The 26,363-nt window shown below is 68.2% G+C and carries 28 protein-coding genes; 12 read left to right on the top strand and 16 right to left on the bottom strand.

Annotated elements, in window-relative coordinates:
* Window positions 1-17: 17 nt before the first annotated feature.
* From D620_RS0103045 to D620_RS0102995, 11 genes are all read right to left on the bottom strand, one after another.
* Complete coding sequence (locus D620_RS0103045; RefSeq protein WP_017664317.1) at window positions 18-1,493, bottom strand: UDP-N-acetylmuramoyl-tripeptide--D-alanyl-D-alanine ligase; 1,476 nt, start codon at window positions 1,491-1,493, stop codon at window positions 18-20.
* Entirely contained in the window at window positions 1,494-2,963 is a 1,470-nt protein-coding gene (locus D620_RS0103040; RefSeq protein WP_017664316.1) for a UDP-N-acetylmuramoyl-L-alanyl-D-glutamate--2,6-diaminopimelate ligase, read from the bottom strand.
* Complete coding sequence (locus D620_RS0103035; RefSeq protein ID WP_017664315.1) at window positions 2,960-4,732, bottom strand: penicillin-binding transpeptidase domain-containing protein; 1,773 nt, start codon at window positions 4,730-4,732, stop codon at window positions 2,960-2,962. The genes D620_RS0103040 and D620_RS0103035 overlap by 4 nt, the downstream gene beginning before the upstream one ends.
* Complete coding sequence (locus tag D620_RS0103030) at window positions 4,729-5,280, bottom strand: hypothetical protein (RefSeq protein ID WP_017664314.1); 552 nt, start codon at window positions 5,278-5,280, stop codon at window positions 4,729-4,731. Before D620_RS0103030 ends, D620_RS0103035 begins: the two co-directional genes overlap by 4 nt.
* Entirely contained in the window at window positions 5,277-6,221 is a 945-nt protein-coding gene (gene rsmH / locus D620_RS0103025; RefSeq protein WP_017664313.1) for a 16S rRNA (cytosine(1402)-N(4))-methyltransferase RsmH, read from the bottom strand. The genes D620_RS0103030 and rsmH overlap by 4 nt, the downstream gene beginning before the upstream one ends.
* Window positions 6,221-6,706, bottom strand: a complete 486-nt coding sequence (locus D620_RS0103020; protein ID WP_017664312.1) for a division/cell wall cluster transcriptional repressor MraZ — start codon at window positions 6,704-6,706, stop codon at window positions 6,221-6,223. Before D620_RS0103020 ends, rsmH begins: the two co-directional genes overlap by 1 nt.
* A gap of 417 nt (window positions 6,707-7,123) precedes the next feature.
* Window positions 7,124-7,903 (bottom strand): hypothetical protein, encoded by a 780-nt coding sequence (locus D620_RS0103015; protein WP_017664311.1) that lies wholly within the window; start codon window positions 7,901-7,903, stop codon window positions 7,124-7,126.
* Window positions 7,884-8,303: a hypothetical protein gene (locus D620_RS16530; protein ID WP_017664310.1), complete on the bottom strand. Its 420-nt coding sequence runs from the start codon at window positions 8,301-8,303 to the stop codon at window positions 7,884-7,886. The genes D620_RS0103015 and D620_RS16530 overlap by 20 nt, the downstream gene beginning before the upstream one ends.
* Window positions 8,300-9,322 carry a cysteine synthase A gene (locus D620_RS0103005; protein ID WP_017664309.1) on the bottom strand — a complete coding sequence of 341 codons (1,023 nt, stop codon included), beginning with the start codon at window positions 9,320-9,322 and terminating at the stop codon, window positions 8,300-8,302. Before D620_RS0103005 ends, D620_RS16530 begins: the two co-directional genes overlap by 4 nt.
* Window positions 9,323-9,369: 47 nt before the next feature.
* Window positions 9,370-9,741: a DUF1905 domain-containing protein gene (locus tag D620_RS0103000; protein ID WP_017664308.1), complete on the bottom strand. Its 372-nt coding sequence runs from the start codon at window positions 9,739-9,741 to the stop codon at window positions 9,370-9,372.
* Between the two features lie 26 nt (window positions 9,742-9,767).
* Complete coding sequence (locus tag D620_RS0102995) at window positions 9,768-10,085, bottom strand: 2Fe-2S iron-sulfur cluster-binding protein (protein WP_017664307.1); 318 nt, start codon at window positions 10,083-10,085, stop codon at window positions 9,768-9,770.
* Window positions 10,086-10,460: 375 nt separating this feature from the next.
* Between D620_RS0102995 and D620_RS0102990 the strand changes: the two genes are divergently transcribed.
* The gene (locus tag D620_RS0102990; RefSeq protein WP_017664306.1) at window positions 10,461-11,078 is read left to right on the top strand and encodes a DNA-3-methyladenine glycosylase family protein; all 618 of its coding nucleotides are present in this window, start codon (window positions 10,461-10,463) and stop codon (window positions 11,076-11,078) included.
* Window positions 11,079-11,146: 68 nt separating this feature from the next.
* A complete protein-coding gene (locus D620_RS0102985) occupies window positions 11,147-11,950 on the top strand; it encodes an SDR family oxidoreductase (RefSeq protein ID WP_017664305.1) in 804 nt (267 codons plus the stop codon).
* On the opposite strand, the gene D620_RS0102980 is transcribed toward D620_RS0102985, so the two are convergent.
* Window positions 11,939-12,241 (bottom strand): 4a-hydroxytetrahydrobiopterin dehydratase, encoded by a 303-nt coding sequence (locus D620_RS0102980; protein WP_017664304.1) that lies wholly within the window; start codon window positions 12,239-12,241, stop codon window positions 11,939-11,941. The genes D620_RS0102985 and D620_RS0102980 overlap by 12 nt on opposite strands.
* Window positions 12,242-12,305: 64 nt before the next feature.
* On the opposite strand from D620_RS0102980, the gene ccmA reads away from it, so the two are divergent.
* From ccmA to D620_RS0102965, 3 genes are read left to right on the top strand one after another with little or no spacing between them, the layout of a single operon-like run.
* The gene (ccmA, locus tag D620_RS0102975) at window positions 12,306-12,917 is read left to right on the top strand and encodes a heme ABC exporter ATP-binding protein CcmA (RefSeq protein WP_017664303.1); all 612 of its coding nucleotides are present in this window, start codon (window positions 12,306-12,308) and stop codon (window positions 12,915-12,917) included.
* Window positions 12,914-13,564, top strand: a complete 651-nt coding sequence (locus D620_RS0102970) for a heme exporter protein CcmB (protein WP_017664302.1) — start codon at window positions 12,914-12,916, stop codon at window positions 13,562-13,564. The genes ccmA and D620_RS0102970 overlap by 4 nt, the downstream gene beginning before the upstream one ends.
* Complete coding sequence (locus D620_RS0102965) at window positions 13,564-14,226, top strand: hypothetical protein (RefSeq protein WP_033376049.1); 663 nt, start codon at window positions 13,564-13,566, stop codon at window positions 14,224-14,226. Before D620_RS0102970 ends, D620_RS0102965 begins: the two co-directional genes overlap by 1 nt.
* Window positions 14,227-14,293: 67 nt before the next feature.
* On the opposite strand, the gene map is transcribed toward D620_RS0102965, so the two are convergent.
* Together map and D620_RS0102955 are read right to left on the bottom strand one after the other, a co-directional pair.
* Window positions 14,294-15,121, bottom strand: coding sequence for a type I methionyl aminopeptidase (gene map, locus D620_RS0102960; protein WP_017664300.1), 828 nt, complete (start codon window positions 15,119-15,121; stop codon window positions 14,294-14,296).
* 32 nt (window positions 15,122-15,153) lie between these two features.
* On the bottom strand, window positions 15,154-16,005 hold the full coding sequence (locus D620_RS0102955; protein ID WP_155799952.1) for a DUF4163 domain-containing protein: 852 nt from the start codon (window positions 16,003-16,005) through the stop codon (window positions 15,154-15,156).
* A 67-nt stretch (window positions 16,006-16,072) separates the two neighbouring features.
* Here D620_RS0102955 and D620_RS0102950 point away from each other — a divergent pair, with 67 nt between their 5' ends.
* The 6 genes from D620_RS0102950 (at window position 16,073) to D620_RS0102925 (ending at window position 24,624) form a co-directional block, all read left to right on the top strand.
* Complete coding sequence (locus tag D620_RS0102950; RefSeq protein ID WP_017664298.1) at window positions 16,073-17,473, top strand: leucyl aminopeptidase family protein; 1,401 nt, start codon at window positions 16,073-16,075, stop codon at window positions 17,471-17,473.
* Between the two features lie 104 nt (window positions 17,474-17,577).
* On the top strand, window positions 17,578-17,940 hold the full coding sequence (locus D620_RS0102945; RefSeq protein ID WP_017664297.1) for a hypothetical protein: 363 nt from the start codon (window positions 17,578-17,580) through the stop codon (window positions 17,938-17,940).
* A 6-nt stretch (window positions 17,941-17,946) separates the two neighbouring features.
* Window positions 17,947-18,879 (top strand): N-acetyl-gamma-glutamyl-phosphate reductase, encoded by a 933-nt coding sequence (argC, locus tag D620_RS0102940; RefSeq protein WP_017664296.1) that lies wholly within the window; start codon window positions 17,947-17,949, stop codon window positions 18,877-18,879.
* Between the two features lie 240 nt (window positions 18,880-19,119).
* Window positions 19,120-19,458, top strand: a complete 339-nt coding sequence (locus D620_RS0102935; protein WP_017664295.1) for a P-II family nitrogen regulator — start codon at window positions 19,120-19,122, stop codon at window positions 19,456-19,458.
* 64 nt (window positions 19,459-19,522) lie between these two features.
* Window positions 19,523-20,932 (top strand): type I glutamate--ammonia ligase, encoded by a 1,410-nt coding sequence (gene glnA, locus D620_RS0102930; protein ID WP_017664294.1) that lies wholly within the window; start codon window positions 19,523-19,525, stop codon window positions 20,930-20,932.
* A gap of 305 nt (window positions 20,933-21,237) precedes the next feature.
* Window positions 21,238-24,624 (top strand): autotransporter domain-containing protein, encoded by a 3,387-nt coding sequence (locus D620_RS0102925; protein ID WP_017664293.1) that lies wholly within the window; start codon window positions 21,238-21,240, stop codon window positions 24,622-24,624.
* Window positions 24,625-24,700: 76 nt separating this feature from the next.
* On the opposite strand, the gene D620_RS0102920 is transcribed toward D620_RS0102925, so the two are convergent.
* Both D620_RS0102920 and D620_RS0102915 read right to left on the bottom strand, forming a co-directional pair.
* Entirely contained in the window at window positions 24,701-25,372 is a 672-nt protein-coding gene (locus tag D620_RS0102920; protein WP_017664292.1) for a hypothetical protein, read from the bottom strand.
* On the bottom strand, window positions 25,369-25,590 hold the full coding sequence (locus D620_RS0102915; RefSeq protein WP_017664291.1) for a helix-turn-helix transcriptional regulator: 222 nt from the start codon (window positions 25,588-25,590) through the stop codon (window positions 25,369-25,371). The genes D620_RS0102920 and D620_RS0102915 overlap by 4 nt, the downstream gene beginning before the upstream one ends.
* A 203-nt stretch (window positions 25,591-25,793) precedes the next feature.
* Between D620_RS0102915 and D620_RS0102910 the strand changes: the two genes are divergently transcribed.
* The gene (locus tag D620_RS0102910; protein ID WP_017664290.1) at window positions 25,794-26,360 is read left to right on the top strand and encodes a lysozyme; all 567 of its coding nucleotides are present in this window, start codon (window positions 25,794-25,796) and stop codon (window positions 26,358-26,360) included.
* Window positions 26,361-26,363 lie beyond the last annotated feature (3 nt).

Genomic DNA, 26,363 nt, shown 5'->3' with positions numbered 1-26,363 from the left:
GAGCCTCCGGATGCGCCTCAGGCGCGGGCATTCTCGATAAAATGTGTCACCAGCCTGCCGAGCCCCACCGAGTTGGACCCCTTGACCAGCACCGCATCCCCATTTGCGAGGCCGAACTGCCCGAGGAGCGCAATCGCCTCGGCAGGCCCCCCGCAATGGGCGAAGCTCGGGCCCTTGCCAAGCGAACTTGTCGCAGCTTTCCCCAGTTCCTCGGCCAGAGCGGCCATCTCGGGCCCGACGAGGATCGCATGGGCAACGCCTGCCGCGGTGACCGGTTCGGCCAGCTGGCGGTGGAAAGCATCGCCGAAGTCGCCGAGCTCCTTCATGGAACCCAGCACCGCGATGCGGCGCGCGGCGGGGGTTGCCGCAAGCGCCTTGAGGGTCGCGCGCATCGAGGCGGGGTTGGCGTTGTAGCTCTCGTCGATCAGCACGGCCGTACCGCCCGCCGCCGCGATGGTGTGCCGCGCGCCGCGGCCCTTCAATCCGCCCATCTCCGCAAGCGCGAGGCCGGCGCTCGCCAGATCGCCCCCTGCTGCGCGCACGGCCGCCATGACGCCCAGCGAATTGACGATCCAGTGCTCCCCAGGTTCGGCGATGGTGTAGCAGATCCGCCGGTCGCCGAGATCGGCGGTCACCAGCGAACCGGAGCCGCCCGCAGCCGGGATCGCGTCGAGCAGGCGCACATCGGCACCGGCAGCGCGTCCGAAGGTCACGACATGCGCGCCGCAAGCCCTCGCATGGCCGATCATCCGCTCGGCCCATTCGCTGTCGGCGGGGATGATCGCGACCCCGCCGGGCACGAGGCCGGTGAAGATCTGCGCCTTCTCGTCGGCGATGGCCTCGATGCTGCCGAGGTTCTCGATATGCGCGGGCGCGATGGTGGTGACGAGCGCCACATGCGGGCGCGCATGGGCGGCGAGCGGCGCGATCTCGCCCGCGTGGTTCATCCCCATCTCGAACACGCCGAACTTGGCCCGGGCGGGCATCCGCGCGAGGCTGAGCGGCACGCCGACGTGGTTGTTGTAGCTGCGCACGGAGCGGTGAGCGGCGCCGCGGCTGGCGCGGTCGAGGCAGTTGAAGATCGCCTCCTTCATCCCGGTCTTGCCGACCGATCCGGTGATCGCGATCCGCACCGCATCGGCTGCACGCTCGCGCGCGGCATGGGAGAGCGCGTGGAGCGCGGCGGTGGTGTCCTTGACCAGCACGTGGGGGAAATCCACCGGACGGTCGACGATCGCGGCCACCGCGCCCCTGGCAAAGGCGGCCGCGATGAAGCGGTGCCCGTCCATCGCCTCGCCCTTCAGGGCCACGAAGACATCGCCCGGCTTCACATCGCGCGAATCCATCTCGACGCCGCTGGCCTGGAAATCATGGCTGGCGGTGCCGCCGCAGGCCGCGGCGATCTCGGCCGCGGTCCACAGCGCGAGCGGCAGGCTGTCGCGCGGCGTGACGGGCCATTGGTGGAGCATCGGATGGGCGAGCGGCATATTCATCTAACAGGCCCCTCCGGCGCATTCGCGCGCCACTTCGACATCGTCGAAAGCTTCGATCCGCATGGTCTCTCCCGATCCGAAAATCTGTCCCTGCTCGTGGCCCTTGCCGGCGATGAGCACAATATCGCGCGCGCCCGCTTCCCCGATTGCGGCGGCGATGGCCGCGCGGCGATCACCGATCTCGCGGGTGTTTTCCCCTGCCCCGGCCATGATGTCGGCGCGGATCGCGGCGGGGTCTTCAGAGCGCGGGTTGTCGTCGGTGACGATGGCGATGTCGGCGGCGCGCGCGGCGACTTCGCCCATCTGCGGGCGCTTGCCCGCGTCGCGGTCGCCCCCGGCGCCGAACACCACGATCAGCCTGCCGCCGTCCGCCACATGCGGGCGCAGCGCGGCGATGGCGGCTTCGAGCGCATCGGGGGTGTGGGCATAATCGACATAGGCAGGCGCGCCCGCCGCATTGAGCGCGGCGCGCTCGAGCCGTCCGCGCACGGGTTGCAGGCGGGTGAGCGCATCGAAGACCGACGATGCGGCCACCCCGGTCGCCAGTGCCAGCCCCGCCGAGACCAGCGCGTTGGCCGCCTGATAGGCCCCGATCAGCGGCAGATTGATCTTCCGCGTCTCGCCGTGATGCTCGACCGTCAGCAGCTGCCCCAGCTGCCCGGGTTCGCGCACGGCGAGCCTGAGGAAGCTGCCCCCCTCGCCCACGGTCCGCACGTCGAGACCGCGCGCATGTGCGGCAGCGATCGCCCTGGCGGTCCATTCCGACCCGTCGCCCGCGTCATGGATCACCGCCGGCGATCCGGGCGCGACGACCTCGGTGAACAGCCGCATCTTGGCCGCGAAATAGGCCTCCATCGTGCCGTGATAATCGAGATGGTCGCGGCTGAAATTGGTGAAGGCGGATGCTGCGAGGCTCAGCCCCTCGTTGCGGTATTGCGAGAGGCCGTGGCTCGAAGCCTCGTAAGCGACATGGGTCACGCCCTCGCGCGCCAGCCCGGCCATGTTGGCGAGAAAGGTGACGATGTCAGGGGTGGTGAGGCCGGTCGAGACGCTCCCGTCCGGGGTGGTCACGCCCAGCGTGCCGATGCTCGCCGCGCGCTCGCCGGCCATGCGCCAGATCTGGCGGGTCATCTCGACCGTGGAGGTCTTGCCGTTGGTCCCGGTCACCGCGACGATGAGGCTCGGGTAAGGAGAGAAAAAGCCGGCGGCAAGGCGCGCGAAGGCGCGTCGGGGGTTGACGTCGGCAAGGTGGAGCGCACCCTCGACGCGGGCTTCAGGGCGGGCAACGACGGCAATCGCGCCCGCCTCGATTGCGGCGGGAATGAAATCCTCGCCATTGACTGCGGCGCCCTCGAAGGCGCCGAACACGGTGCCGGGGGCAACCTTGCGGTGATCGATGGCAAAGCCGGTGACAGCGGCCTCGCCGCCGCCCGCCACGCCGGCCGCGTGCAGCAGTTCGCCCAGCTTCATGCCCCGCTGTCCACCAGATAGCGCAGGTCCGAGATGTCGACATCGCGGCTGTCGTCGGGCTGCACGCCCAGCATCGGGCCGATCCGCGGCACCAGCTTGCCGACGATCGGCGCCGAGGTGAAGGCGGCGGTGCGCTGGAAGCTCGAGGCCATGGTGCCCTTGGGCTCGTCGATCACCACCACCACGACATAGCGCGGCGCGTCCATCGGGAAGGCGGCGGCGAAGGAGGAGACCAGCGCGGTCTTGTTGTAGCCGCCCACGCCCGCCTTTTCCGCCGAGCCGGTCTTGCCGCCGACACGGTAGCCGGGCGCATCGGCGCTCTTGCCGGTTCCGTAGAGCGAGATCATGCGCAGCAGCTGGCGCATGCGCGATGAGGTCGATTCCTTGAACACCCGCCGCCCGCGCGGCACGTCCTTGGGTTCGAGCTTCGTCAGCGTCGCCGGGCGCCAGAACCCGCCGTTGACCATCGCCGCATAGGCTGTCGCCAGGTGCAGCGGGGTCACCGCAAGGCCATGGCCGAAGCCGACCGTCATGTTGGTGACGCGGCTCCACGCGCCCTGCGGCCACAGCGGCTTGCCCCGGGCGGGCAGTTCGATGAAGGGACGGCGGTCCATGCCCAGATCAATCATGGAACGGCGCAGGCGTTCCGCGCCCAGTTCATCGGCGACCCGCGCCGTGACGGTGTTCGAGGAACGGACCAGCGCCTGCGGCACGTTGAGGCTTGCGCCCAGATCGTGCGAATCCTTGATCGTGCGGGTTCCCACCCGCACCGGCGCGGCATTCCACTGGCGGGCCAGATCGCGCACCACGCCTGCATCGATCGCCGCGGCGACGGTCAGCGGCTTGAAGGTCGAACCCAGTTCATAGACCCCGTTGGTCGCGCGGTTGAAGACATTGACCGCCCCGCTCGCGCCGGCCGTGTTGGGATCGAATTCGGGCAAGGACGCCATCGCCATGACCTCGCCGGTGTCGACATCGAGCACCAGCCCCGCCGCGCCCAGCGCATTGGCCGCCAGCATCCCGCGGCGCAGCTCGTCCTCGAGCGCGCCCTGGACGCGCACGTCGATCGACAGCGCCACCGGCGCATCGCGCAAGGCAGAGTTGCTGAGCCGCTTGTCGAGCACCTGCTCCATCCCCGTCATGCCGCCCTTTTCCTCGACCACATAGCCCAGCACATGCGCGGCAAGCGTGCCTTGCGGGTAGTAGCGATCGGTCTCGCGCGGGATTTCGAGTGCGATCTCGCCCAGCGCGAAGACGCGGTTGGCCTCTTCGGGCAGCAGGCGGCGGCGCAGGTAGCCGGCCTGACCCGAAGCGAGGCGGCGGGTCATGCGCGCCTCGTCGATGTCGGGGAAGATTTCCTTGAGCGCGCGCGCCACCTCGGCGGGACTGCGCACCAGCGGCGAACCCTTGTCGCCCATCGCCTGCGGGTTGAACCACATGGCATAGGCCGGAAAGGCGCGGGCAAGCGGGGCGCCGGTGCGATCGGTGATCTCTCCGCGCGGGGGCAGCAGGGCTTCCTCCATGCTGGTGCGCTGCGGGGCATTTCCGCCAAGACCCAGCGTGGCGATGCGCAGCAGCGCGACCAGCGCGATGGCGCCGAAGCCGGCAAACAGCCACAGCACCCGGAGGCGCGCCGACCACAGCATCTGCGCGCGCAAGCCAGCGCCCGGCAGGCGGCCGGCGGGGATCACCGGGGTTGCGGCATGGGCGGCGGCAGCGAGCGGGGCGGCAAGACCCGGCAAGACGGGGCGGGCCGCCAGCGCGTTCATTCTGCGCTTCCCTTGGCAGCAGCCTTGGCTGCGCGGGCGGGCGTTTCGGCGCGCGCCGGGCGGATCGGCGAGGCTTCGATCAGGAAGTCCCCGAAGGCATCGGCGAAGACCGAGCCCGCATCACGCTGTGCCGCCGCGCCGCCCACGGCGACCTTCGCGCCCGACACCGGCGAGCGCATCGGCGCATCGGCGGCGCCGGCCTCTGCCGCATCGGCGCTGGCGAGGCGGATCGGCGAAGGCGCATCGGGCCCGCGCACCTCGCCAAGGCTCGCCAGCTGGCGCTCGCCATCGAGGAACTGTCCGGCGCGCGGGGCCGCGTAGCCGAATTCGACCGCGTTCCATTCGGCGAGCTGGCGCTGGCTGGCGCGGGTCTGGAACTCGGTCTCGAGCAGGATCGTCTCGCGCTGGAGCGCGATCAGCTGGCGCTCGGCCAGCAGCACCTCGCTGCGCACTGCATGCACCTTGAAGCTCAGCACCACCAGCGCGGCGAAACACGCGCCGAGGACGGCGGCCCAACCCAGCGAACGGGCCTGAGTGCTGGTCATCATGCGGCGAGACTCCTCGGCGGCGCGCCGGTGCGGACGGCATGGCGCAGGGTGGACGAACGGGCGCGCGGGTTGCGGGCGATCTCGGCCTCCGAGGGTCGGATAGCCTTGGAAACCTGCATGAAGGTTGGCGGGGGGGCGGGGATTTCCCCGGGCAGGTGGCGCGACAGCGCGCGCCCTGCCCCGCTGGCGGACCTCAGAAACTGCTTGACGATGCGGTCCTCGAGGCTGTGGAAGCTGACCACGGCAAGGATCCCGCCCTCGCCCAGCAGCGCCTCGGTGGCGGCAAGGCCGGCCTCCAGCTCGCCCAGCTCGTCGTTCACATGGATGCGCACCGCCTGGAAGGTGCGGGTGGCCGGATCCTTCTTGTCGTGCGGCTTGTAGCCCAGCGCGCGGCGGACCACGCGGGCAAGCTCGCCGGTGGTCGTGAGCGGGCGCGCGGCGACGATCGCGCGGGCGACGCGGCGCGACTGGCGCTCTTCGCCATGACGGTAGAGGACATCGGCGATCGCTTCCTCGTCGGCGGTGTTGAGGAAATCGGCAGCGCTTTCCCCCGCCTGGCTCATCCGCATGTCGAGCGGGCCATCGTGCATGAAGGCAAAGCCCCGCTCGCCCTGGTCGAGCTGCATCGAGGAGACCCCGATATCCATGACCACCGCATCGACACGGGCCACGCCGATCGCGGCCAGCTCGGCGCGCATCGCCGAAAAGCGCGCGGCGTGCAGCGCGAGGCGGCCTGCATAGCGCGCGACCAGCGTCTGGCCTGCGACAATGGCGTCGGGATCGCGGTCGAAGGCGTGCACGGTCGCACCGGCCTCCAGCAGTGCGGTGGTGTATCCGCCCGCGCCGAAGGTTGCGTCGACGATGGTCATGCCCGGGCGCGGCGCGAGGGCGGCGAGGACGTCGTCGAGCAGCACGGGAATGTGCGGGGCATCCTGCGTCATCACGCCGCGCTCCCCTTCTTCGCCGCTGCCATCAGCGTCTCGCAGGCCGCCTGCGCGCCCTTCCATTCGGGGCCCATCTTCCTGAGCTCCCCCGGTGCCCAGACGAAGAAGCGGTCGCCCGCGGCGTGGAAATAGAGCCCGTCGGCGATCTTGCCGAGGCCGCGCAGGTGTTCGGGCATGACGAAGCGGCCGCTCTCGTCGAAGGGCAGCTGCTCGAAGCCGTAGAGCTGGGCTGCGCGCACATCACGGTCGAATTCGGCGATGCCGAGCCGGATCGCACGGTCTTCCTCGCGGTCGAGCTGGGCTTCGAACTTGTCGGCATGCGAGAGGCCGAAGCCGACCAGGCAATCGAAGCGGTCGTGCACGGTCAGGCACAAGGTGCGGTTGCCGCCCGAGCTTTCCTTCACCGCCTTGCGGAAGGCCGGAGGAAGGACAAACCGGCCCTTCTCGCCCGCAGGCGAGTAAGCTTGGCCGTTATATCCCACAGAAGCAGACACTTGCCTGCAATCCCCTCTATCCCCCGCAAGGGCGCCTCGCCGGCCCCCTTGCGCACATGAAACGCCCGAATTCCCCCGGACATGCCTCTCCCGCCCCCGCCGCAAGCATGCGGCAAGGCCGTCCGACCCCCACAGGACGGACGCGAGACATACAGGCATGTCTGATGGACCCCGGTCATATCGGGGAAGGCGCGGGGATGGAAGGGATTTTTCGGGGATTTTGCGGGAAAACTCGTTATCCAGCTGGAATCACGAAGTTTTGATCAATTCCCTAGGTCATGAACCATAGCAGATAATCCCGAGAAACGCCTGATTTTGGCGGAACAAATCGTGTCTCTCCCGCAATTTCCCCGGACAACCCGACTCCGAATCCGGCCCGTCCCGCATTTTCCCCGAAGGGCCCGCTCACCCCAGCACCTCGCGGACCAGCGCGCCGAGGCGCCGGGCATCCCCGCCCGCCAGTTCGCGGTGCTCGAACAGCGCGGCATCGGCGATGAGGGTGACAACCCCCTTGCCGACCTTGCACTGCGCCGCCGCCCCCTGGGCAAGGAGCGCACAATCCGCTGCTGAAGGATCGATCACTGTCACCTCGCCTGCCTGCGCGATGGGGAGCGCGGTCTTGCCCAGCGCCCGCTCGGAAAGCCCTGCGTCCTGCGTCTCGTCGAAGCGCACCGCAAGCCCCCAGCGCGCCACCACCGGCGGGATCAGCGCAGCCTCGGCCGGGCGACGCGGATCGCCGAGCGGAAGGTCGTATTCCCCCGTCAGCGCCGGATCGAGCGCCAGCAGCAGCCGGCCTCCGGCGCGCACCCAAGCGTCAAGCGCGACATTATCGGCAGGCGAAAGCCCGCGCGGCTGGATCACCGCAAGGCGCGCAAGTCCGGCGAGGGGATCAAGGGCGGGCGCACCGGCCCCGAGGCCGGGGACGGGCGCGAGGCTGTCGAGCGGCTCGATCACATGGGCCGCCTCCAGCGCCGCGCGCTGCCACGGCACGGGGGCGCGGCCGGAGGCGATCTCCTCCACCCCGGCCTCGAGCGGCCAGTAGAGCGGCAGGCTGGTCATCAGCCCCAGCTTGTCGCGGGGGGGCGCGCTGTCCGGCGCGGCGGGCGCCGTGTCGCACCCGGCCACCGGCAGCGCGAGCAGCAGCAGCGCCGCCGCGCGCGCGCGGCTATTGCGAGGGCGCGGCATTGCCCGGGGCGCGCTGGCCCGGCGGGGGCAGGTCGAGCGGCTTGACCGAAGGCGAGGGGCTCGGCTGCGCGGCGATATCGGGGACCACCCCGGCATCGGCGAGCGGATTGGCCTGCGCGGGCGCGGCGCTCGGTTCGGTGGTCGGCGCGGCCTCGGGCACGGCAAGCTTGTCGTTGCGCTCTGCCTGACCGCCGATGATGCTCGCAAGGCCCACCAGCAGCACCATCGCGCCGACCCCGAACACGCCGACCTGAAGGCGCTGCATCGCCTCGGCGCGCACGGTGGTGAGGGGCGGCGCATCATCGGACGCGCCGGCCAGCTCGCCGGGGGTGGCTGCGGGACGGAACAGGCTGCGCTGGTTCATGCGCCGCATCCGCTCGCGCCACGACAGCCCGCTCATGCCGCGGCTCCCTTCTCGAGCCAGTCGAACGAGGGCAGGCCCTTCGATGCCAGCCATTCGGGGTTGTAGAGCGTCGAGAGGTAGCGAAAACCGGTGTCGCACAGGATCGTTGCCACCTGGGGCTTGTCGCGGCCCTCGGCGACCAGTTCCTTGCCGAGCATCACCGCGCCCGCCACATTGATGCCCGACGACAGGCCAAGGCACAGGCCCTCCTCGCGCAGCAGGCGCTCGACCCAGACAAGGCCTTCCTCGTCGCTGATGCGGTATTGCGTGTCGATCGCCGCGCCTTCGAGATTGGCGGTGATCCGGCCCTGCCCGATCCCCTCGGCGACCGAAGAGCCTTCGGCCTTCAATTCGCCGTGGGCATAGTAGTTGTAGAGCGCCGCGCCGTGCGGGTCGGTGAGTGCGATGCGGACGTTTTCATCAAGCGCCTTGAGCCCGAGGCCCACGCCCGCGATCGTCCCGCCGGTGCCCGCAGCGCAGGTGAAGCCATCGACCCGCCCGCCCAGCTGCTCCCAGATCTCGGGCGCGGTGCCCTCGATATGGGCGCGGCGGTTGGCGATATTGTCGAACTGGTTGGCCCACACCGCGCCCGGCGTTTCCTGCGCGATGCGGCGCGAGGTGTGGACGAAGTGGCCGCTGTCTGCGAACTTGGTGGGCGGCACCAGCACCAGCTCGGCGCCCAGGGCCCGCAGGGTGTCCATCTTCTCCTTGGACTGGTTGTCAGGCATGACGATGATCGTCCGGTAGCCGCGCGCATTGGCGACCAGCGCGATGCCGATCCCGGTGTTGCCCGCTGTCCCCTCGACCACCGTGCCGCCCGGCTGGAGTTCCCCGCGCACCTCGGCATCGCGGATGATGTAAAGCGCCGCGCGGTCCTTCACCGAGGAGCCGGGGTTGGCGAATTCGCACTTGCCCCAGATGTCGCAGCCGGCGGCAGCGGAGGGGCCGGCGAGGCGGACGATGGGGGTATTGCCGATAAGCGCGAGCGTGTCGCCAAAGGGGCGGGTGATGTTCATGGGGCTGAATTAGGCGCTCGGAGAGCGGGCCGCAACGGCGAAGTCCCTCAGACCAGCGCCAGCCGTGCCTCGACCACCGCTGCCTCGGCGATCTTTTCGGCCTTGCGCACCGCGGCCTTCAGGGGCAGCAGCCACCCACCGTGGGCCTTGGAGGGGAACAGCGACGTGCGCCAGGTGGTGCCGCCGATGGTTGCCTCGATCCGCACCGAACCCCAGGCGTCGGCCTTGGATGCGCCCGCGCGGATCGCCTGCGCGGTCTCGCCGGCAATGGTCAGGAAATACCACGATCCCTTGGCCGGCGCGCCGTCCGCGCCCTGCCACAGCCATACGGGGCCGCTGGCCGTCCAGGGGCCAGCCGCACCGCTTTCGGGTGCGACACCCAGTTCATCGCGCAGGAAACGGGCAAGGTCAGCATCCACCGGCCCCGCCCCTCACCCGCGGCCCATCAATCTTCGGGTGCGATGGTGACGTGGAGGCCATCCAGATCGCTGGTGAAGGGGATCTGACACGACAGGCGGCTGGTGGGCGCGCGGTGATCGGAGGATTCGAGCAGATCGTCCTCGTCTTCGCTGATCTTGGGCAGCTTGTCGGCGAAGGCCGGATCGACCACCACATGGCAGGTCGCGCAGGAACAGCACCCGCCGCACAGCGCCAGCAGCTCGTCAAAGCCATTGTCGCGGATCGCTTCCATCACGGTGAGACCTTCTGCGACCTCGATCTCGCTGGTGGCGCCTTCGCGGTTGGTGACGACCAGTCTGGGCATGGATCGGTGTTCCTTTTCGGCTATTGGGCGCAAGACACTGCGCTGTGAGAGGCTCGTGCGCGCTGCTAAGATAGTCTGGCGACCAGTGCAAGCGGGAGCCTGTCTCACCAAGGTGGGAACGCTTGCACGGAGCCGAATTTGGCCCGGCGCAAGGAACGAGGAGGGAGCCATGCCAAAGCATAGTGACCGACGAGAGACGTCGCGCTGGGCCAAATGCGGCCCGCCCCTTCGGGGTCGCACCAGCAAGCCCGCTGGCTGCGTCACGGCACTGGCAGGGGCAGACAGCCCCTGCTACGTGCCGCTCCTGTCCAGCGGGCTTGCTGGTGAGATGCAAGTGCTCCCACCTTGGTGAGACAGGCTCAGGGGAAAGTGCGAGTGGGGCTGACGGCGGAAAAATTGCGTGAAGACCTCGATGCCTTGGCGGCGCGCGAGCCGCGGCTGGCGGCCGAATTGCAGCGCATCGGATACCCCGAACCGCGGCTGCGCGACCGCGGCTTCGTGACGATGCTGCGCACCATCGTCGGCCAGCAGGTCTCGGTCGCGGCGGCGGCTTCGATGTGGAGAAAGCTCGAGGCGGAGCTGGGGCCGGAGTTCACGCCCGGCTGCCTGCTGAAGCGCGACTTCGACGCCCTGCGCGCCTGCGGCCTCTCGCGCCAGAAGCAGGGCTATGCGCGCTCGTTGTGCGAGCTGGTGGAGGCGCGGGAACTCGATTTTGCAAGCCTGCCCGCCGATGACGAGGAAGCCATCGCGCTGCTCACCCGCATCAAGGGCATCGGCCGCTGGTCGGCGGAGATCTACCTGCTCTTCGCCGAGGGCCGCCCCGACATCTGGCCGGCGGGCGATCTGGCCGTGCAGGAAGGCGTGAAGCGCTTGCTCGGGCTGGAAGAACGCCCGGGGGAGAAGGCGACCCGTGCGCTGGCGGAACCGTGGTCGCCCCAAAGGGGGGCGATGGCGATCTTCACCTGGCACTTCTATGCGAACCCCGCACTCTAGCTGCTGACAAGCATGTCAGTTGGCACTAGACAGGCCCGCAAACAGCAATCGGGAAGAGGGATCCGGGAGTGACACAGCGCAGCATCTTCATCACCGGCGGCGGCTCGGGTATCGGTCGCGCCACCGCGCAGCATTTCGCGGCAAAGGGCTGGTTCGTGGGGGTCGCCGACATCAGCGAGGCGGGGATGGCCGAAACCCTCGCCCTCATCGCCGGCGAGGCCAAGTGGTCAGGCAAGCTCGACGTGCGTGACCGCGCGCGGTGGGACGAGGCGCTCGCCGAATTCGCCGCAGCCGCCGGGGGCCGCATCGACGTGCTGGTCAACAATGCCGGGATCGGCACGGGCGGCTCGCTCTCCGAGCTCGACCCCGAAGAGATCGACCGCTGTCTCGACATCAATCTGAAGGGCGTTCTCTACGGCGCGCAGGCCGCCTATCCGTGGTTGCAGAAGAGCGGTCCGGGATCGGCCTGCATCAACATCGCCAGCGCTGCCGGGATCGTCGGCAGCGCAGGGATGAGCGTCTATTGCGCCACCAAGTTCGGTGTGCGCGCGGTGTCCGAAAGCCTCGATGCCGAATGGGTCGCGGACGGGATCACCGTCGCCTCGGTATGCCCGGGCTTCATCGAGACGCCGCTCCTCAACGGCACCGGCAACCGCAAGTCGAACGAGCCGATCCGCGCGCGGGTGCAGGCCGCAGGGCTGGAGATCACGCCGGTAGAGCACGTCGCGCAGACGATCTGGGACGCGGTGCACGGCGACAAGCTCGATTATTACGTGGGCGCCACTGCCAGGCGCATGGCCTTCGCCAAGCGCTGGATGCCGGGGCGGGTGAGAAAACAGCTGAAAAACAGCCTGCGCCCGCTAGGCCAGTAAGGCCTCGATCGCCGCCGCCATCCGCGCATCGCGCGCGGACAGGCCGCCGGTCTCGCCTGCATCATGCGTCGTCAGCGTCACCTCCACCCGGTTGTAGACGTTGAACCATTCCGGGTGGTGATCCTGCGCCTCGGCGAGCAAGGCGACCCGCGACATGAAGCCCCAGGCCTCGGAGAAATCCCTGAAGCGGAACGTCCGCGCGATCGCCTTGCCCTCGCGCGCCAGTTCCCATGCGGGGTGCGCCGCGAGCAGCGCGGCGGTTTCTTCGGCGGTGAGTTCGGGGACAGACATGACAGGGGCTCCGGTTGCGGGGTCGCTTGTTTAGGCGGGCCCTTTTCCCTAACGCTGCGGCCCAATGCAAGCGCCCTCCCCCTTCCTCGCCGCCGAAAACCTCGCCTGCCGGCGGGGGCAAAGGCTGCTGTTCCGGCGGCTGTCGTTCCGGCTGGAGGCAGGCGCGGCATGCCATGTGACCGGCGCGAACGGCGCAGGGAAAACGACGCTGATCCGCGCGCTGGCGGGCCTCGCGACGCCCTATGCCGGGCAAGTGCGCAGCGCGGGCAGCCTGGGCCTGCTCGACGAGCGCACGGGGCTCGATCCCGACTTGCCGCTTGGCCGCGCGCTGGCCTTCTGGGAACAGGTCGACGGCTGCACCAGTCCGCACGGCGCCATCACGATCCTCGGGCTGGCACCGCTGCTCGAGGTGCCGGTGCGGTTTCTATCGACCGGGCAAAAGAAGCGTGCGGCGCTCGCCGCGCTGCTCAATCGCGGGGTGCCGATCTGGCTGCTCGATGAGCCGCTTTCGGGGCTCGACGCCGAGACGATTGCCAAGGTGACCGCCCTGATCCGGCTCCATGTCGGCGGCGGCGGGATCGCGCTGATCGCCTCGCACCAGGCTTTGGACGTGCCGGGGATGACGAGCTTCGCGATCGAGGATTTCGCGCCCGCTCCTGAAGAGGATGACGCATGATCCTCGCCCTCCTGCGCCGCGACCTCGGACAATTCTTCCCGTTTACAGGCAGTGGTGCCGCACTTCCCGTGGTGTTCTTCGTCGCGGTCGCCATGCTGTTCCCCTTTGCGGTGGGGCCCGACGCCAACCTCTTGGCGAAGACCGGCGGCGGGGTGGTGTGGATCGCGGCGCTGCTGGCGGCGATCCTGCCGCTCGAGAAGCTGGTGGCGCGCGACATCGCACTGGGCTTTTTCGACCAGCTCAAGCTGCGCGGGCTGGCCGAGGAAGCGATGATGGCGGTGCGCCTCCTCGCCCATTGGCTGAGCTTCGGCCCGCCGCTGCTGATCGCGACTTTCCCCGCCGCAGCCCTGCTCAAGATCGAGGGGGAGACCTTCGACATCCTGCTGCTGGGGCTGCTGGCTGGCACGCCGGGCCTTGCCGCCATCGGCTTGATGATCGCCGCGCTGACCGCTTCCTTGCGCGCAGGCGCGGCGCTTTCGGGGCTGCTGCTGATCCCGCTGGCCCTGCCGATCCTGATCTTCGGCGCGGGCGCGCTGGCGCGGCAGGATCCTGTGAGCCTCGGCTTCGTTGGAGCGATAAGTCTCGGGCTGCTGGCCATCGCCCCCTTCGCCGCCGGGGCCGCGATCCGCGCCGCGAGGGAGAACTAGTGAGAGCGCCAGAAAGCCACACCCGCGGGCACCTGCTGATGGGCCGGATTGCGCTCGGTCTCTTGGCGTTCACGCTGTTCGCCTTCGCGCTCAAGGCTGCGGCGCACCCTGAGGTGCAGGCGCGCTACACGCCTATCGTGGTGTTCCACGCCGGGAGCATGATTGCCTGGCTGATCCTGCTGGCGAGCCAGAGCTTCCTCGCCGCCAGATACCGCCTTGCGGCCCACCGCGCGACCGGCCGCGCCTCGATCGCACTCGTCGGCGCCATGCTGGTGAGCGGCGGGGTGATCTCGTGGCGCATCGGGCTGGAACTCGGCCGGCCCGAGGTGACGGTGGTGAACCTCGCCGCTTTCGCGACCTTCGTGCCGCTCTATTTCCTCGCGATCCATTACGCCCGCCGCCGCGACATCGCCGCCCACCGGCAGGCGATGCTGATCGCGACGCTGGCGCTGATGACCCCGGCCTATGCCCGCGTGGTGCAAGTGCTGGGCCTGCCCGATCCGGTCGCAATCGCGGTGCAGGTGCCGATCACGGTGCTCGTCTCGGCCGGATACGACTGGGTGCTGCACGGGCGCGTGACAAAACCGGTGATCGCGATGCTGGGGTTTTCGGTGGGGCTGGTGGTGGTGATGAGCGTAGGTCTGGCAGTGCTTTTCCTGTAGCCACCCCTCACCTCCGCTCCCCCGTCCCGCGTCAAGCCCGGAGAGGCGTGAAGGTCAGATTGTGCCGTCACACATAAGGCGGGCAGTCCCGCCCCGTCGGGCTCTTCGTGAAAATCTCGTTCCCGTCTTCCGTGATCGCGATCGAGTGTTCGAACTGCGCGGAGAGCGATTTGTCGCGCGTCACCGCGGTCCAGCCGTCGCCGAGCACCTTGGCCCAGGGCTTGCCGAGGTTGATCATCGGCTCGATGGTGAAGAACATCCCCGGCTTCAATTCCGGCCCCGTGCCGGCGCGGGCGGCGTGGACCACTTCGGGGGCGTCGTGGAACAGGCGGCCGAGGCCGTGCCCGCAGAATTCGCGCACCACGCCGTAACGGAATTGGTTGGCGTGCGCCTCGATCGCCGCGCCGATATCGCCGAGCCTCGCGCCGGGCTTGGCCGCAGCGATGCCAAGCATCATGCACTCATAGGTCACCTCGACGAGCTTTCTTGCCTTCAGCGAAGGCTCGCCCGCGTAGAACATGCGGCTGGTATCGCCGTGCCAGCCATCGACCAGCGGGGTGACGTCGATGTTGAGGATATCGCCATCCTTGAGCACCTTGTCGCCCGGAATTCCGTGGCAGATCACATGGTTGATCGAAATGCAGGAGGAATGCGCATAGCCGCGGTAGCCCAATGTCGCGGGAATCGCGCCCGCATCGAGCATCATGCCGCGGATCGCATCGTCCAATGCGCCGGTCGTCACTCCCGGCTTGACCATATCGGCCAGCGCATCGAGGATTTCGGCGGCGAGGCGCCCGGCCTTGCGCATCCCTTCGAACCCCGCAGGCGTGTGGAGCTTGATGGAGCCATCGCGGTAGACGGTGGTGTCGCCGTCGACGAGTTGATAATCGTGCATGGCCCCTACATAGCGTGGCCAAGCTCCGATTGCTACTTTCCCACCGCGAAAGCCGCCCGGTATCGGGGTTTTACCGCAGCCAGCACCTTGGGCGTGACCTTGAGCGTCACCTCGTATTCGCCTTCCGCATAGGAGCCGGCCACATAGGGCGCAGCGATCAGACCGATGCGGTTGAAGGATTTGCGGTCGGAGGATCCTACAAGAACGGTCAGATCGGCGATCGGCGGGCAGGGAAAAATGCCGTCATCGGCGTATTCGCCCAGCCGCTTGATCCGCTCGGCTGTCAGGGCCTTGCACCATGCCCCCCCGAGCGCGCCCTGGAGCGCGGCGGGCGAGGTGAACATCGTCTTGGGATCGAAGGCGGTCATCGCCTCGCGGTCCCAGACCAGCGCGTCCCATGCGTAATTGCCGTGCGCCCCGCCCGAATAGGCATTCCACGCCGCCGAGAGCGAGAGGAAGCGCGGCAGATCGGCGACCACGTCCCAGGTCTTTTCGTAGGAACGGTTGGTGCAGGCCCCGCATTCGTCGGCGGCAAGCTCGACCAGCGCCTCCTGCCATTCGGCCTTCTGTTCGGCGAGCAGCCGGTCGCGCTCGGCGGTGAGGTGCGCGGCAAGGACGGGGATCGCGGTGGCCTTGGCGGGCCAGGAATAGGGGAAGTCGCGGGTTGCCTCGCCCTGGCTGGCAGTGTCCTCGAAGGTCACCTTGGAGGGCGCCGGCGCGGGCGGCTTGGGCGGGGCCGGGGGCTTGGCGCTTGCCGCTGTGCCGGTCTTGGCGGCAATTTCCTCGGGCGAGGAACACGCGGCGAGCACCGCCAGCGCCAGCGCAGCTGCCCCTGCGCGGCCGGACAGCCAATGTTTCACGTGGAACATTTCAGGAACTTTCATCCGCACTCTCCCTCGCCCGGCCCGAATCTGCTGGTGACATCGGGGCGCCGGCGATTATGGAACGGCAATGCATGAAGCCAAAGCCCTGATCCGTCCCGACCGCGGCGAGCCCGCGACTGCCATCCATCTCATGAGCAAGGACGGCTTTGAAGCCTTCGCCAAGGCGCTCTTGCCGGTCCAGCGCGCCAGCCTTGCCGCGCAGAAGTTCGAGGGGGTCGGCTTCCAGACCGCGATCCTTCCCGATGGCGATGCGTGGATGGCGGTGGGGGGCGTGGCAAACCCCGAAAGCCTTTCTGCCTGGTGCCTCGCCAAGCTCGCCGAGGAACTGCCCGAGGGCACCTACCGCCTCGCCAATGCCGAGGCGGGCGCGGCGATGTTCGGATGGGTGACGGGGCAATACCGCTTCGCCCGCTACAAGAGCGAGGACAAGGCCTCAGGCCCGCGCGTGCTGCTGACCGGGCAGGTCGGGCAGATTGACGGTTATGTATCTGAAGCAGAAGCAGAACTTCTTCTGCGCGACCTCGTCAACGCGCCCCCTGAGGACATGGGCCCGGCCGCGCTCGAGGCCGAGTGCGAAAGGCTTGCCAAGGCGCACAAGGCCGAACTGACGGTCATTCGCGGCGATGCGCTCGAGCAGGACTATCCGATGATCCATGCGGTCGGGCGCGCCGCCGCGCGGCACCACGCGCCGCGGCTGATGCACCTCGTGTGGGGCGATCCGGCGAACCCCGTTCTGGCGGTGGTCGGCAAGGGCGTGTGCTTCGACAGCGGGGGGCTCGACATCAAGCCGCCGGCGGGGATGCGCCTGATGAAGAAGGACATGGGCGGCGCAGCGCATGCGATCGCGCTTGCCGGGCTGATCATGGCGGCGCGGCTGAAAGTGCGGCTGCACCTCCTCGTCCCCGCGGTCGAGAACGCCATTTCGGGCAATGCCTTCCGCCCGGGCGATATTCTCAAGACCCGCAAGGGGCTGACGGTGGAGATCGACAACACCGATGCCGAAGGCCGCCTGATCCTCGGCGATGCGCTGACCCGCGCCTCGGAGGAGAACCCCGATCTGATTGTCGATTTCGCCACGCTGACCGGGGCGGCGCGCGTGGCGCTGGGGCCGGATCTCCCTGCGCTCTTCGCCCGCCGCGACGAGACCGCCGAGGCCTTCCTTGCCGCGGGCCGCGCCAATGACGACCCCGCCTGGCGCCTGCCGCTGCATGATGCCTACCGCGAATACCTCGCCTCGGACATTGCCGACATGGCGAACTCCGCGCCCAATCCCTTTGCCGGAGCGAGCGTGGCGGGGCTGTTCCTCGACCGCTTCGTCGGCGCGAGGGAAGACGGAACGCCGATCGACTGGGTCCATTTCGACACGTTCGCCTGGATGCCCGCTCCCAAGCCCGGCCGTGCGCGCGGCGGACGCGGCCTCGGCCTGCGCGCATCGTGGCATGCCATCCGCAGCCGTTACGCGGGCTAAGCTTGCCGAGCGGGCCGCTTGCCGCTAACGGGCCTGCCACACCGCGCTTGGGGAGACGCAGCGGCGGCACCAGTATCGGCCAAAATCGGGAAGCCAGAAGCCAGATGAACGGCGCGACGCGCAACGACAGTGACTATGCAGTGCCTGCGGGCGTGCTAGGCCTCGAAGGTCCGGTCGAGCGCCCTGCGCCCGGCAGCCTGCCCCTGCGCGGCGATCTGGCGCACATGGCGCTGGCAGGAACGCATCTCGCCGCGCACTATGTCATCCCCCATGTGCGCACCGTCGGCGCGGCGGGCGCAGGGCTGCGCCTCTCTCCGCGTGCCGATGCCGAGGAGTTCGCCCAGCTTCCCCCCGCCAGCCGCTTCGAGCTGCTCGATGTGGCGGGCGAATGGGTGTGGGGTTGCCCCGGGCCTCAGGGCCCTGCCGGCTGGTGCCGGGCGAGCGACCTCGCCCCCGCTGACGCCTGACGCGCGGTGGCGGTCCGGCTGTTCATAGACGGGGCTGCGGGCACCACGGGCCTCGAAATCCGCGAGCGTTTGCTGGGGCGCGGCGAGTTCGACCTGATCGTCCTGGACGATGCCCAGCGCAAGGACGAGGCCGCCCGCCGCGACGCGCTCCATGCTGCCGACATCGCCATCCTGTGCCTGCCGGACGAGGCCGCGAAGGAGGCGGTGAAGCTGGCCGAGGGCTCCGGCACCCGCATCATCGACGCCTCATCAGCGCACCGGGTGGCCGAGGGGTGGACCTATGGCTTTCCCGAACTGATCGGGCACGAGGCGATCGCCAATGCCCAATTCGTGAGCAACCCCGGGTGCTACCCCACGGGCTTCCTCGCCCTCGTCGCGCCGCTGGTGCGCGCGGGGCTGCTGCCCGCCGACTTTCCCTACACCGTCAACGCGGTAAGCGGCTATTCGGGCGGGGGCAATGCGCTGATCGACCGGTTCGAGGCCGATCCGACTATCTCCTTTCGCGCCTATGGCCTCGCCCTTGGCCACAAGCATTTGCCCGAGATGCAGGCCTATGCGCGCCTTGCCCGCCCGCCGGTGTTTTCGCCCAGCGTGATCCCTGCCCATCGCGGGATGGTGGTCGATGTTCCGCTGGCGCTCGGTGCCATGCCGGATGCCCCGCAGATCGAGGCGATGCGCGAGACGCTGGCGGCCTTCTATTTCGCGGGTCCGGTCATCGCCGTGCACGGCCCGCACGAGGCACCCGGCGAATTGCTCATCAATGCAGACAGCGCCCCGCACGATGGTATGGAACTGTTCGTGTTCGCCAATTCCGACGGCAGTGAGGCCCGCCTGATCGCCCGGCTCGACAACCTCGGCAAGGGCGCTTCGGGGGCCGCGATCCAGAACCTCAACATCATGTGCGGCCTGCCCGAGACAACGGGTCTGCGCTTAGGCTGACGGCAAGGTTTGCTTAAAATATAGGCACGGCGCGATGAGATGCTGTGCACCATTGCGCGGTGCACCATAATGTTGCTAACCGGCCGTGACAGGCGAAAGACATCCGCTCCCTTGAGTCTTCAAGCGGCAAGGATCGTTCAAGGCCGCACCCTGGGCCTGGCACGCAGCTTGGCACGGTTCTTGTTAAGAATCGGTCAGCAATCTGCCAGGCGCGGATGGGCCCAACCGAACGGGGACGACGTGAAAAAGATCGAGGCGATCATCAAACCCTTCAAGCTCGACGAGGTGAAGGAGGCGCTGCACGAAATCGGCGTGTCCGGCATCACCGTCACCGAAGCAAAAGGCTTCGGCCGCCAGAAGGGCCATACCGAACTTTACCGCGGCGCCGAATATGTCGTCGACTTCCTGCCCAAGGTGAAGCTTGAAGTCGTGGTCGCCGACGAGCAGGCCGAACGTGTCGTCGAAGCGATCGCGTCGGCCGCCCAGACCGGGCGCATCGGCGACGGCAAGATCTTCGTGACCGCCATCGAAAGCGCGCTGCGGATCCGCACCGGCGAGACCGACGACGAGGCGATCTGACCCTTTTCCTCTCCAGCCTGCCACGGGGGCGGGCCGGCACCAAATACTTGGAGGCAATACCAAAATGTCGAAAGCAAAAGACGTCCTGAAGAAGATCAAGGACGAGGAAATCGAGTGGGTCGATCTGCGCTTCACCGATCCCAAGGGCAAGTGGCAGCACCTCACCATGGTCGCCGGCGTGATGGGTGAGGACGAGCTCGAGGACGGCCTGATGTTCGACGGCTCGTCGATCGCCGGCTGGAAGGCGATCAACGAATCCGACATGATCCTGAAGCCCGACCTCACCGAAACCTGGGTCGATCCCTTCAGCGCCACGCCGATGCTGATCATCAACTGCGACATCGTCGAGCCTTCGACCGGTGACTGGTATGCGCGCGACCCGCGCACCACCGCCAAGCGCGCCGAAGCCTACCTGAAGTCGACCGGCCTTGGCGACACCGTCTATGTCGGCCCCGAGGCCGAGTTCTTCATGTTCGACGACGTGCGCTTCGAGGACGGCTATGCCGGCTCGGGCTTCTCGATCGACGATATCGAACTGCCGACCAACACCGCCAAGGAATATGACAGCGGCAACCTCGCCCACCGTCCGCGCGCCAAGGGCGGCTACTTCCCCGTCGCGCCGGTCGATTCTGCGGTCGACATCCGCGGCGAGATGGTCTCCACCATGCTCGAAATGGGCCTGCCCTGCGACAAGCACCACCACGAAGTCGCCGCTGCCCAGCACGAGCTCGGCCTGACCTTCGGCACGCTGGTGCAGACCGCCGACCGCATGCAGATCTACAAGTATGTCGTGCACCAGGTCGCCCATGCCTATGGCAAGACCGCGACCTTCATGCCCAAGCCGATCAAGGCCGATAACGGCTCGGGCATGCACACCCACATGTCGATCTGGAAGGACGGCAAGCCGCTGTTTGCGGGCAACGAATATGCCGGCCTGTCGGAAATGTGCCTCTACTACATCGGCGGCGTCATCAAGCACGCCAAGGCCCTGAACGCCTTCACCAACCCGACCACCAACAGCTACAAGCGTCTGGTGCCGGGCTTCGAGGCGCCGGTGCTGCTGGCCTATTCGGCGCGCAACCGTTCGGCCTCGTGCCGTATTCCCTACGGTGCCGGCGAAAAGGCCAAGCGCGTCGAATTCCGCTTCCCCGATGCGCTCGCCAATCCCTACCTTGCCTATTCGGCGCTGCTGATGGCGGGCCTCGACGGGATCGAGAACAAGATCCACCCGGGCGAGGCGATGGACAAGAACCTCTACGATCTGCCCCCGGCCGAACTCGCCGAGGTGCCGACCGTGTGCGGCAGCTTGCGTGAAGCGCTGGACTCGCTGGCTGCCGATCACGAATTCCTGCTCAAGGGCGACGTGTTCACCAAGGACCAGATCGAAGCCTACATGGAACTGAAGTGGGAAGAGGTGATCCGCACCGAAACCACGCCGTGCCCGGTCGAATTCGACATGTACTACTCGATGTAATCCGGCCCGGCCGAATGCGTCACAAGGGGGCGGGAGGAGCGATCCTCCCGCCCCTTTTGCTTGGACTTTCCCGCCCGCCGGGGTTGGCAGGCGTGCGCTGCCGCAGCCGGTCCGCGCGCGCGGCCCCCAGGCGCCAACACCTGCCACGCATCCGGCTGCACATTGCGGCGCTGACACATTATTGCAACAGTGGGACACATTTGCAGCCACAGCTGGCGAACCGCAATTGTCGGAAGCTCTTGTGCGCCGTTAGACTGCCATCAGACGGTCGATCCCACGACCGAATCCCAATGGAGAGAACGCCCATGAAGACGTTGTCCGCTCCGCGCCGCCAGTTTCTGGCGGGCACGGCCCTTGCCGCCCTGTCGATCGCCGCTCTCGCCACCCCGGCCCACGCCGTGGTTCCCAACGAGACCAAGACCCGCGCCGATATCGTCGACACCCCTGACAAGTTCCGCGGCGTCGGCATGTTCTTCCGCGCCGACGGGTTCGTGTGCACCGGCACGCTGATCAACCCGCGCACCGTCATCTTCGCCGCGCACTGCGTCAACGACGTGCCCGAGGAGGCCTACAACGCCGCCAACATCGCCGCCGCCTTCTCGTTCAACGTCAACGCGCTGCCCGGCTTCCAGAACTGGTTCGCCAACAACTTCCGTTCGAACCCGAACCTTGCCGTCTACAACATCAGCCGCGTGTTCTACGACCAGCGCTCGTTGCAGGACGCGGGCGGGCTCGGCTTCATCGAGGCCGACATCGCGCTCGCCGCGCTCGATACCCCGGCGGTCGGCATCCCGACCTGGGCGCTGCTGTTCAGCACCCTGCCGACCCCTGCGACCAGCGATCCGGTGCGCGGCACCGGTTACCACGTCAACATCACCGGCTACGGCGCTTCGGGCAATGCGACCCAGGGCCCCATCAACGGCATCGACTTCCGCCGCCGCGCGGCCGAGAACATGCTCGGCGGGTTCTTCTCGCTCGATGACCAGGACAATGTCCTGTTCGGCCCCGGGCCCGATACCTTCCCGCAGAACCTCTACCAGCTCGACTTCGATTCGCAGAACCGCGTGCCGTCCCGCGACATCAACGTTCACCGCGATAATGCCCTGCCCAACGAAGGCACCACCGCCGGCGGGGATTCGGGCGGTCCGCTGATCCTCGATGCGGCGAACAACCGGCTCTCGAACGAGGATCTGGTGATCGGCGTGCTGTCGGGCGGTTCGCGCTTCTTCGGCGGCCAGGCGTTCAGCTCGATCGGGACGACCAGCTTCTACCAGCCGCTCTCGCTTTACTGGCAGTATATCGCCGCGACCAACCCCTACCGCTATGTCGGCACCACCGCCGGCGACGGTAACTGGGAAGATTCGACCCGCTGGGTGACACTGCTGGACCCGGCCTACCGCGTGATCAACGCGCAAGGCCAGGTCGTCAACGGCCTGCCCACCACGCCCGAGCTCGGCCCGAACGGGACCGGCGGCGATTTCGGCGCGATCTGCGTCGAGTTCGAAGCTCCCGGTGACGGCTGCGTCGACCAGGCGACCGGCAACTTCATCGACACCCGTCCGCCTTCGCAGAACACAGCCGGCAACATGACCAATGGCCGTGCGCAAGTCTCGCTCGAAGATGTCGGCGGGATCGGTGCGACCTTCAATCTCGCCACTGCCGGCACCGGCGAAGGCGCTGCAACCACCACGACCACCGGCCCGCGCACGGCGCTGGTGTCGGAAGTCGCCCCGCAGGCGAACGCCGTCACCCTGCCCGCCCCGACGCTCGCCAACGGCCTGCCCGGCGCGACCGGCTTTGTCGCCAACAACGTCAACGCGGTGACCACGCCGACGACCCGCGTCGACCCGCGCTTCTTCGATGTGACCCTGAGCCAGACCGGCACCACCACCCTGTCCAGCACGGTCACCATCGACCGGCTGACGGTGCGCGGCGCTGCCGGGCTCAGCGTCGCTGCCGCGGGCAACCTCACCTCGCTGATCGACGTCAGCCAGTTCGGCGGGACGGTAAACGTCAATGGCCGGCTTGCCTCGGTCGGCGACTACACCCTGTTCGCCGGCATGCTGGGCGGAACCGGCACGGTCCGCGCGCCGTTCCTGACCAGCGTCACCGGCGTCTTCTCGCCCGCGACGATGGGCACCGCCGGCACGCTGACGATCGATGGCAACCTGGTGATGTCCTCGGGCTCGACCTTCCTCGTCGACCTCGGCACCGGCACCGCCTCCGATCGCCTCGCGGTCACCGGGCAGGCCAGTGTCGGCGGCGTGGTGGGCATCGGCACCGGGGTGAGCTCGCGCGTCAACGGCCTCGGCGAGCGCTACACCATCCTCACCGCCACGGGCGGGGTGAGCGGCACCTTCACCGCGCGCACGATCTCGCCGATCCTCAGCCAGAACTTCATCTACCAGCCCAATGCGGTGCTGATGGAGGTCAACGCGGCGAGCTACAATACGGTGATCAACGCCAATGATCCGGCCCAGGTCGCCTATGCCCAGCTGTTCGACCAGAACCGCGCCAACACCTCGCTGAGCGCGCTCTACGGGCTTGACTTCGCGACGGTCGACACGATCCGCGGCACCTTCGCGCGGCTTGCGCCGGTCAACGAGCAGGCGGTCCGCTCGCTCGCGGCGCAATCGGTCAACCTGCTGCAAAACTTCAACGATGCCCGCCTGCGCGAGGCCGACAAGTCGCGCGCCGGGGGCAAGGTGGCGATCACCGGGCGTCCGCTCGAAATGGCCCAGGCCGGGCTCGCGCCCGCCATGCAGCCGATGGGCGGGGCGCTGATGGGCATGCAGGAAGGCGACGGCGAGACCGAGCTGCACGATGCGGACCTGCCCGACAATGTCGGCCTGTTCCTGTCGGGCGGCTACATCTCGGGCGAGGCAGTTTCGCTTCCGGGCTACGAAGCCGGCAACCAGATCGCCGGGCAGTTCCTCGCCGATCCGACCGAGTATTCGGGCTGGTATCTGGCCGGCGGGGCCGAGTTCTACCCGGGCGACAGCACGATGATCGGCATTTCGGGCCACTACAGCACGATCGACGCCGACGTGCCGCTGGGCCAGAGCATCCAGAGCGACACCTATGCGGCCTCGCTCTACATGCGTCACGATTTCGCCAGCGGCGTTGCAGTCGACGGCCAGTTCAGCATGGGCAGCGTGGGCATCGACACGCGCCGCACCGTGACCTTCCTGAACGCGCCGCAGACGCTCGAATCCAGTTCTGACGACCTGCTGGTCTCGGGCGCGCTTGGCGTCTCCTATGATCTGGAAACCTCGGCCGGCACGATCTCCCCGGGGATCGAGGCGCGCTATGCCAGCATCGCCTTCACCCGCACCAAGGAAAGCGGCGGAACGCTGGCATTGAGCTTCGACCGCGAAACCTACAAGAGCACGCAGCTGCGCGCTGGTTTCGATTGGCAGAAGAAGGGCAAGTCGGTGGTGCTCAATGCCAACGCCCAGCTGGTGCGCGAGCTCGAGCAGGGTCCGAACGTGCTCAACGCCAACTTCACCAGCGGCACGGGCCCGGACGCGGCCTTCGCGCTCGGCACGGCCGACCGGACCTGGGGCGAAGTGGGCGTGAGCGCCACCTTCGGCACAGGGCCGGTGCAGATCAGCGCCGCGCTCGATTCGACGATCGCCCGCGCCGATGCCAATGCGCAGGTGATCCGCGGCACCGCGACCTGGAAGTTCTGAGGCCGCCGGCACACCCAACGAAAAGGGGCGCCTGCCAGCCGGCAGGCGCCCCTTTTTTCTTGCGCGTCCCCGGGGGTCAGCGCGGCATCAGCATCCCGCGGCGGCCGACGGCGATGAAGCTTGCCACCAGCACCACAACATAGAACAGCGACAGCAGGTCGAGCGGCGCGGGCCCGGCGACATAGCCGAGGTGCGCGAACATCGCCCAGCCGCCGGCAAACAGCAGCATCAGCCCGTAGCTTAGCGCGCCCGCCTCGAGGTTGACCGCGCGCATCAGCTCGTCGCTCAGCCGGTAGGCCGGGATCGAGAGCAGCGTGCCGATCACCAGCCCGCCCGCGCCCAGCGCCAGCGCCGCAGCCTGCGGCAGCGGGCCGTCGGGGGCCGCAAAGGCCAGCGCCATCAGCGCCGCACCCCACAGCACCATCGCCGCGCCCGAACCGGTCAGGACCTTCTTCTGTTCGCGCAGTTCGTCCGCATCCTCGACATTGAGGAACCGCGCGCCGACCTTGGGGCTCGCCGTGCCCAGCGCGACGCCGAGGCCGATGATGATGTAGAGCACCGCCACCAGCGCGGCGATGGTCGCCGATTTGCCGAGCCCGCCAACGGCCGAACTGTCGATGAAATGCAGCGCCGCGGCAGCGCCGGCATAGCCCGCAACGCCCCCGATCAGCATCGGGATCAGCAGCTTCCTGACCCATTTCGGGGTCTGGGTGCGCGGGGTCTCGGGGGACTTTTCCTCGGTCATCATTCTACAGGCTCCCAGTGATCGATGAACAGATCCGGCACCGCCACCCCGAACAGGCGCGCCATGCGCAGCGCGAGGGGGAGCGAGGGATCGTACTTGTCGGTCTCGACCGCGTTGATCGTCTGCCGCGACACGCCAAGCCGCCGGGCAAGCTCGCCCTGGCTCCAGCCCTTTTCGTCGCGGTAGTGTTTCAGACGGTTTTCCACGTTCGCTTCCGACATCTGTTGATGGTTCGCATTCCGGCCCCGGAGCAGGGATTGTTCCGAATCGCCCCGTTTCCTGACAAGAGCTCTTTACAGACAAGAACTCTTGTCAGTCAAGAGCTCTTGTCACCCCCGTGCCTCGCGCTGCACGAAACCATTTTCCTACTCGCAAGAAACGTGCTGAATCGTCGGGCCTCACTTCACGCAAGAAGAGGCTCTCCATGACCTACCCGCATTCGACCAAGCTGATCGCCTATCTGCGCGAGCTTGCCGGCCTGCCCGCCAATCTGCGTGCCTCGTCCAGCCGCAATGTCGGCGCGGCGGGCATCGCGCTCATCAAGCGTTTCGAGGGCTGCGCGCGCCTGTGCGGTGACGGCACCGTCGAGGCCTATCCCGATCCCGCCACCGGCGACGAGCCGTGGACGATCGGCTGGGGCGCGACCGGGCGCGATTTCTTCAACGGCTCGTGGATCGGCCCCGGCACGCGCTGGACGCAGGCGCAATGCGATTCGCGCCTTGCTGCCGATCTGGTCCGCTATGCCGCCGATGTCGCCGAGGCGATCGGCCCCGCGCTCACCACCCAGAGCCAGTTCGATGCGATGGTCAGCTTCCACTACAACACCGGCGCGATCCGCACCGCGACGCTGACCCGCAAGCACATCGCGGGCGATTACGCGGGCGCCGCGCACGAATTCTCGCGCTGGACGCGCGCGGGCGGGCGGGTGTTGCAGGGGCTGGTGCGCCGCCGCGCCGCGGAGGCGGAACTGTACATGAGCGAGGGCGGCTAGGGC

Origin of the sequence: Porphyrobacter sp. AAP82, assembly GCF_000331285.1 — a bacterium.
Classification (GTDB): Bacteria; Pseudomonadota; Alphaproteobacteria; order Sphingomonadales; family Sphingomonadaceae; genus Erythrobacter.
Note: the sequence above shows the minus strand (reverse complement) of the source record. Positions and strands in the feature narration are given on the sequence as shown.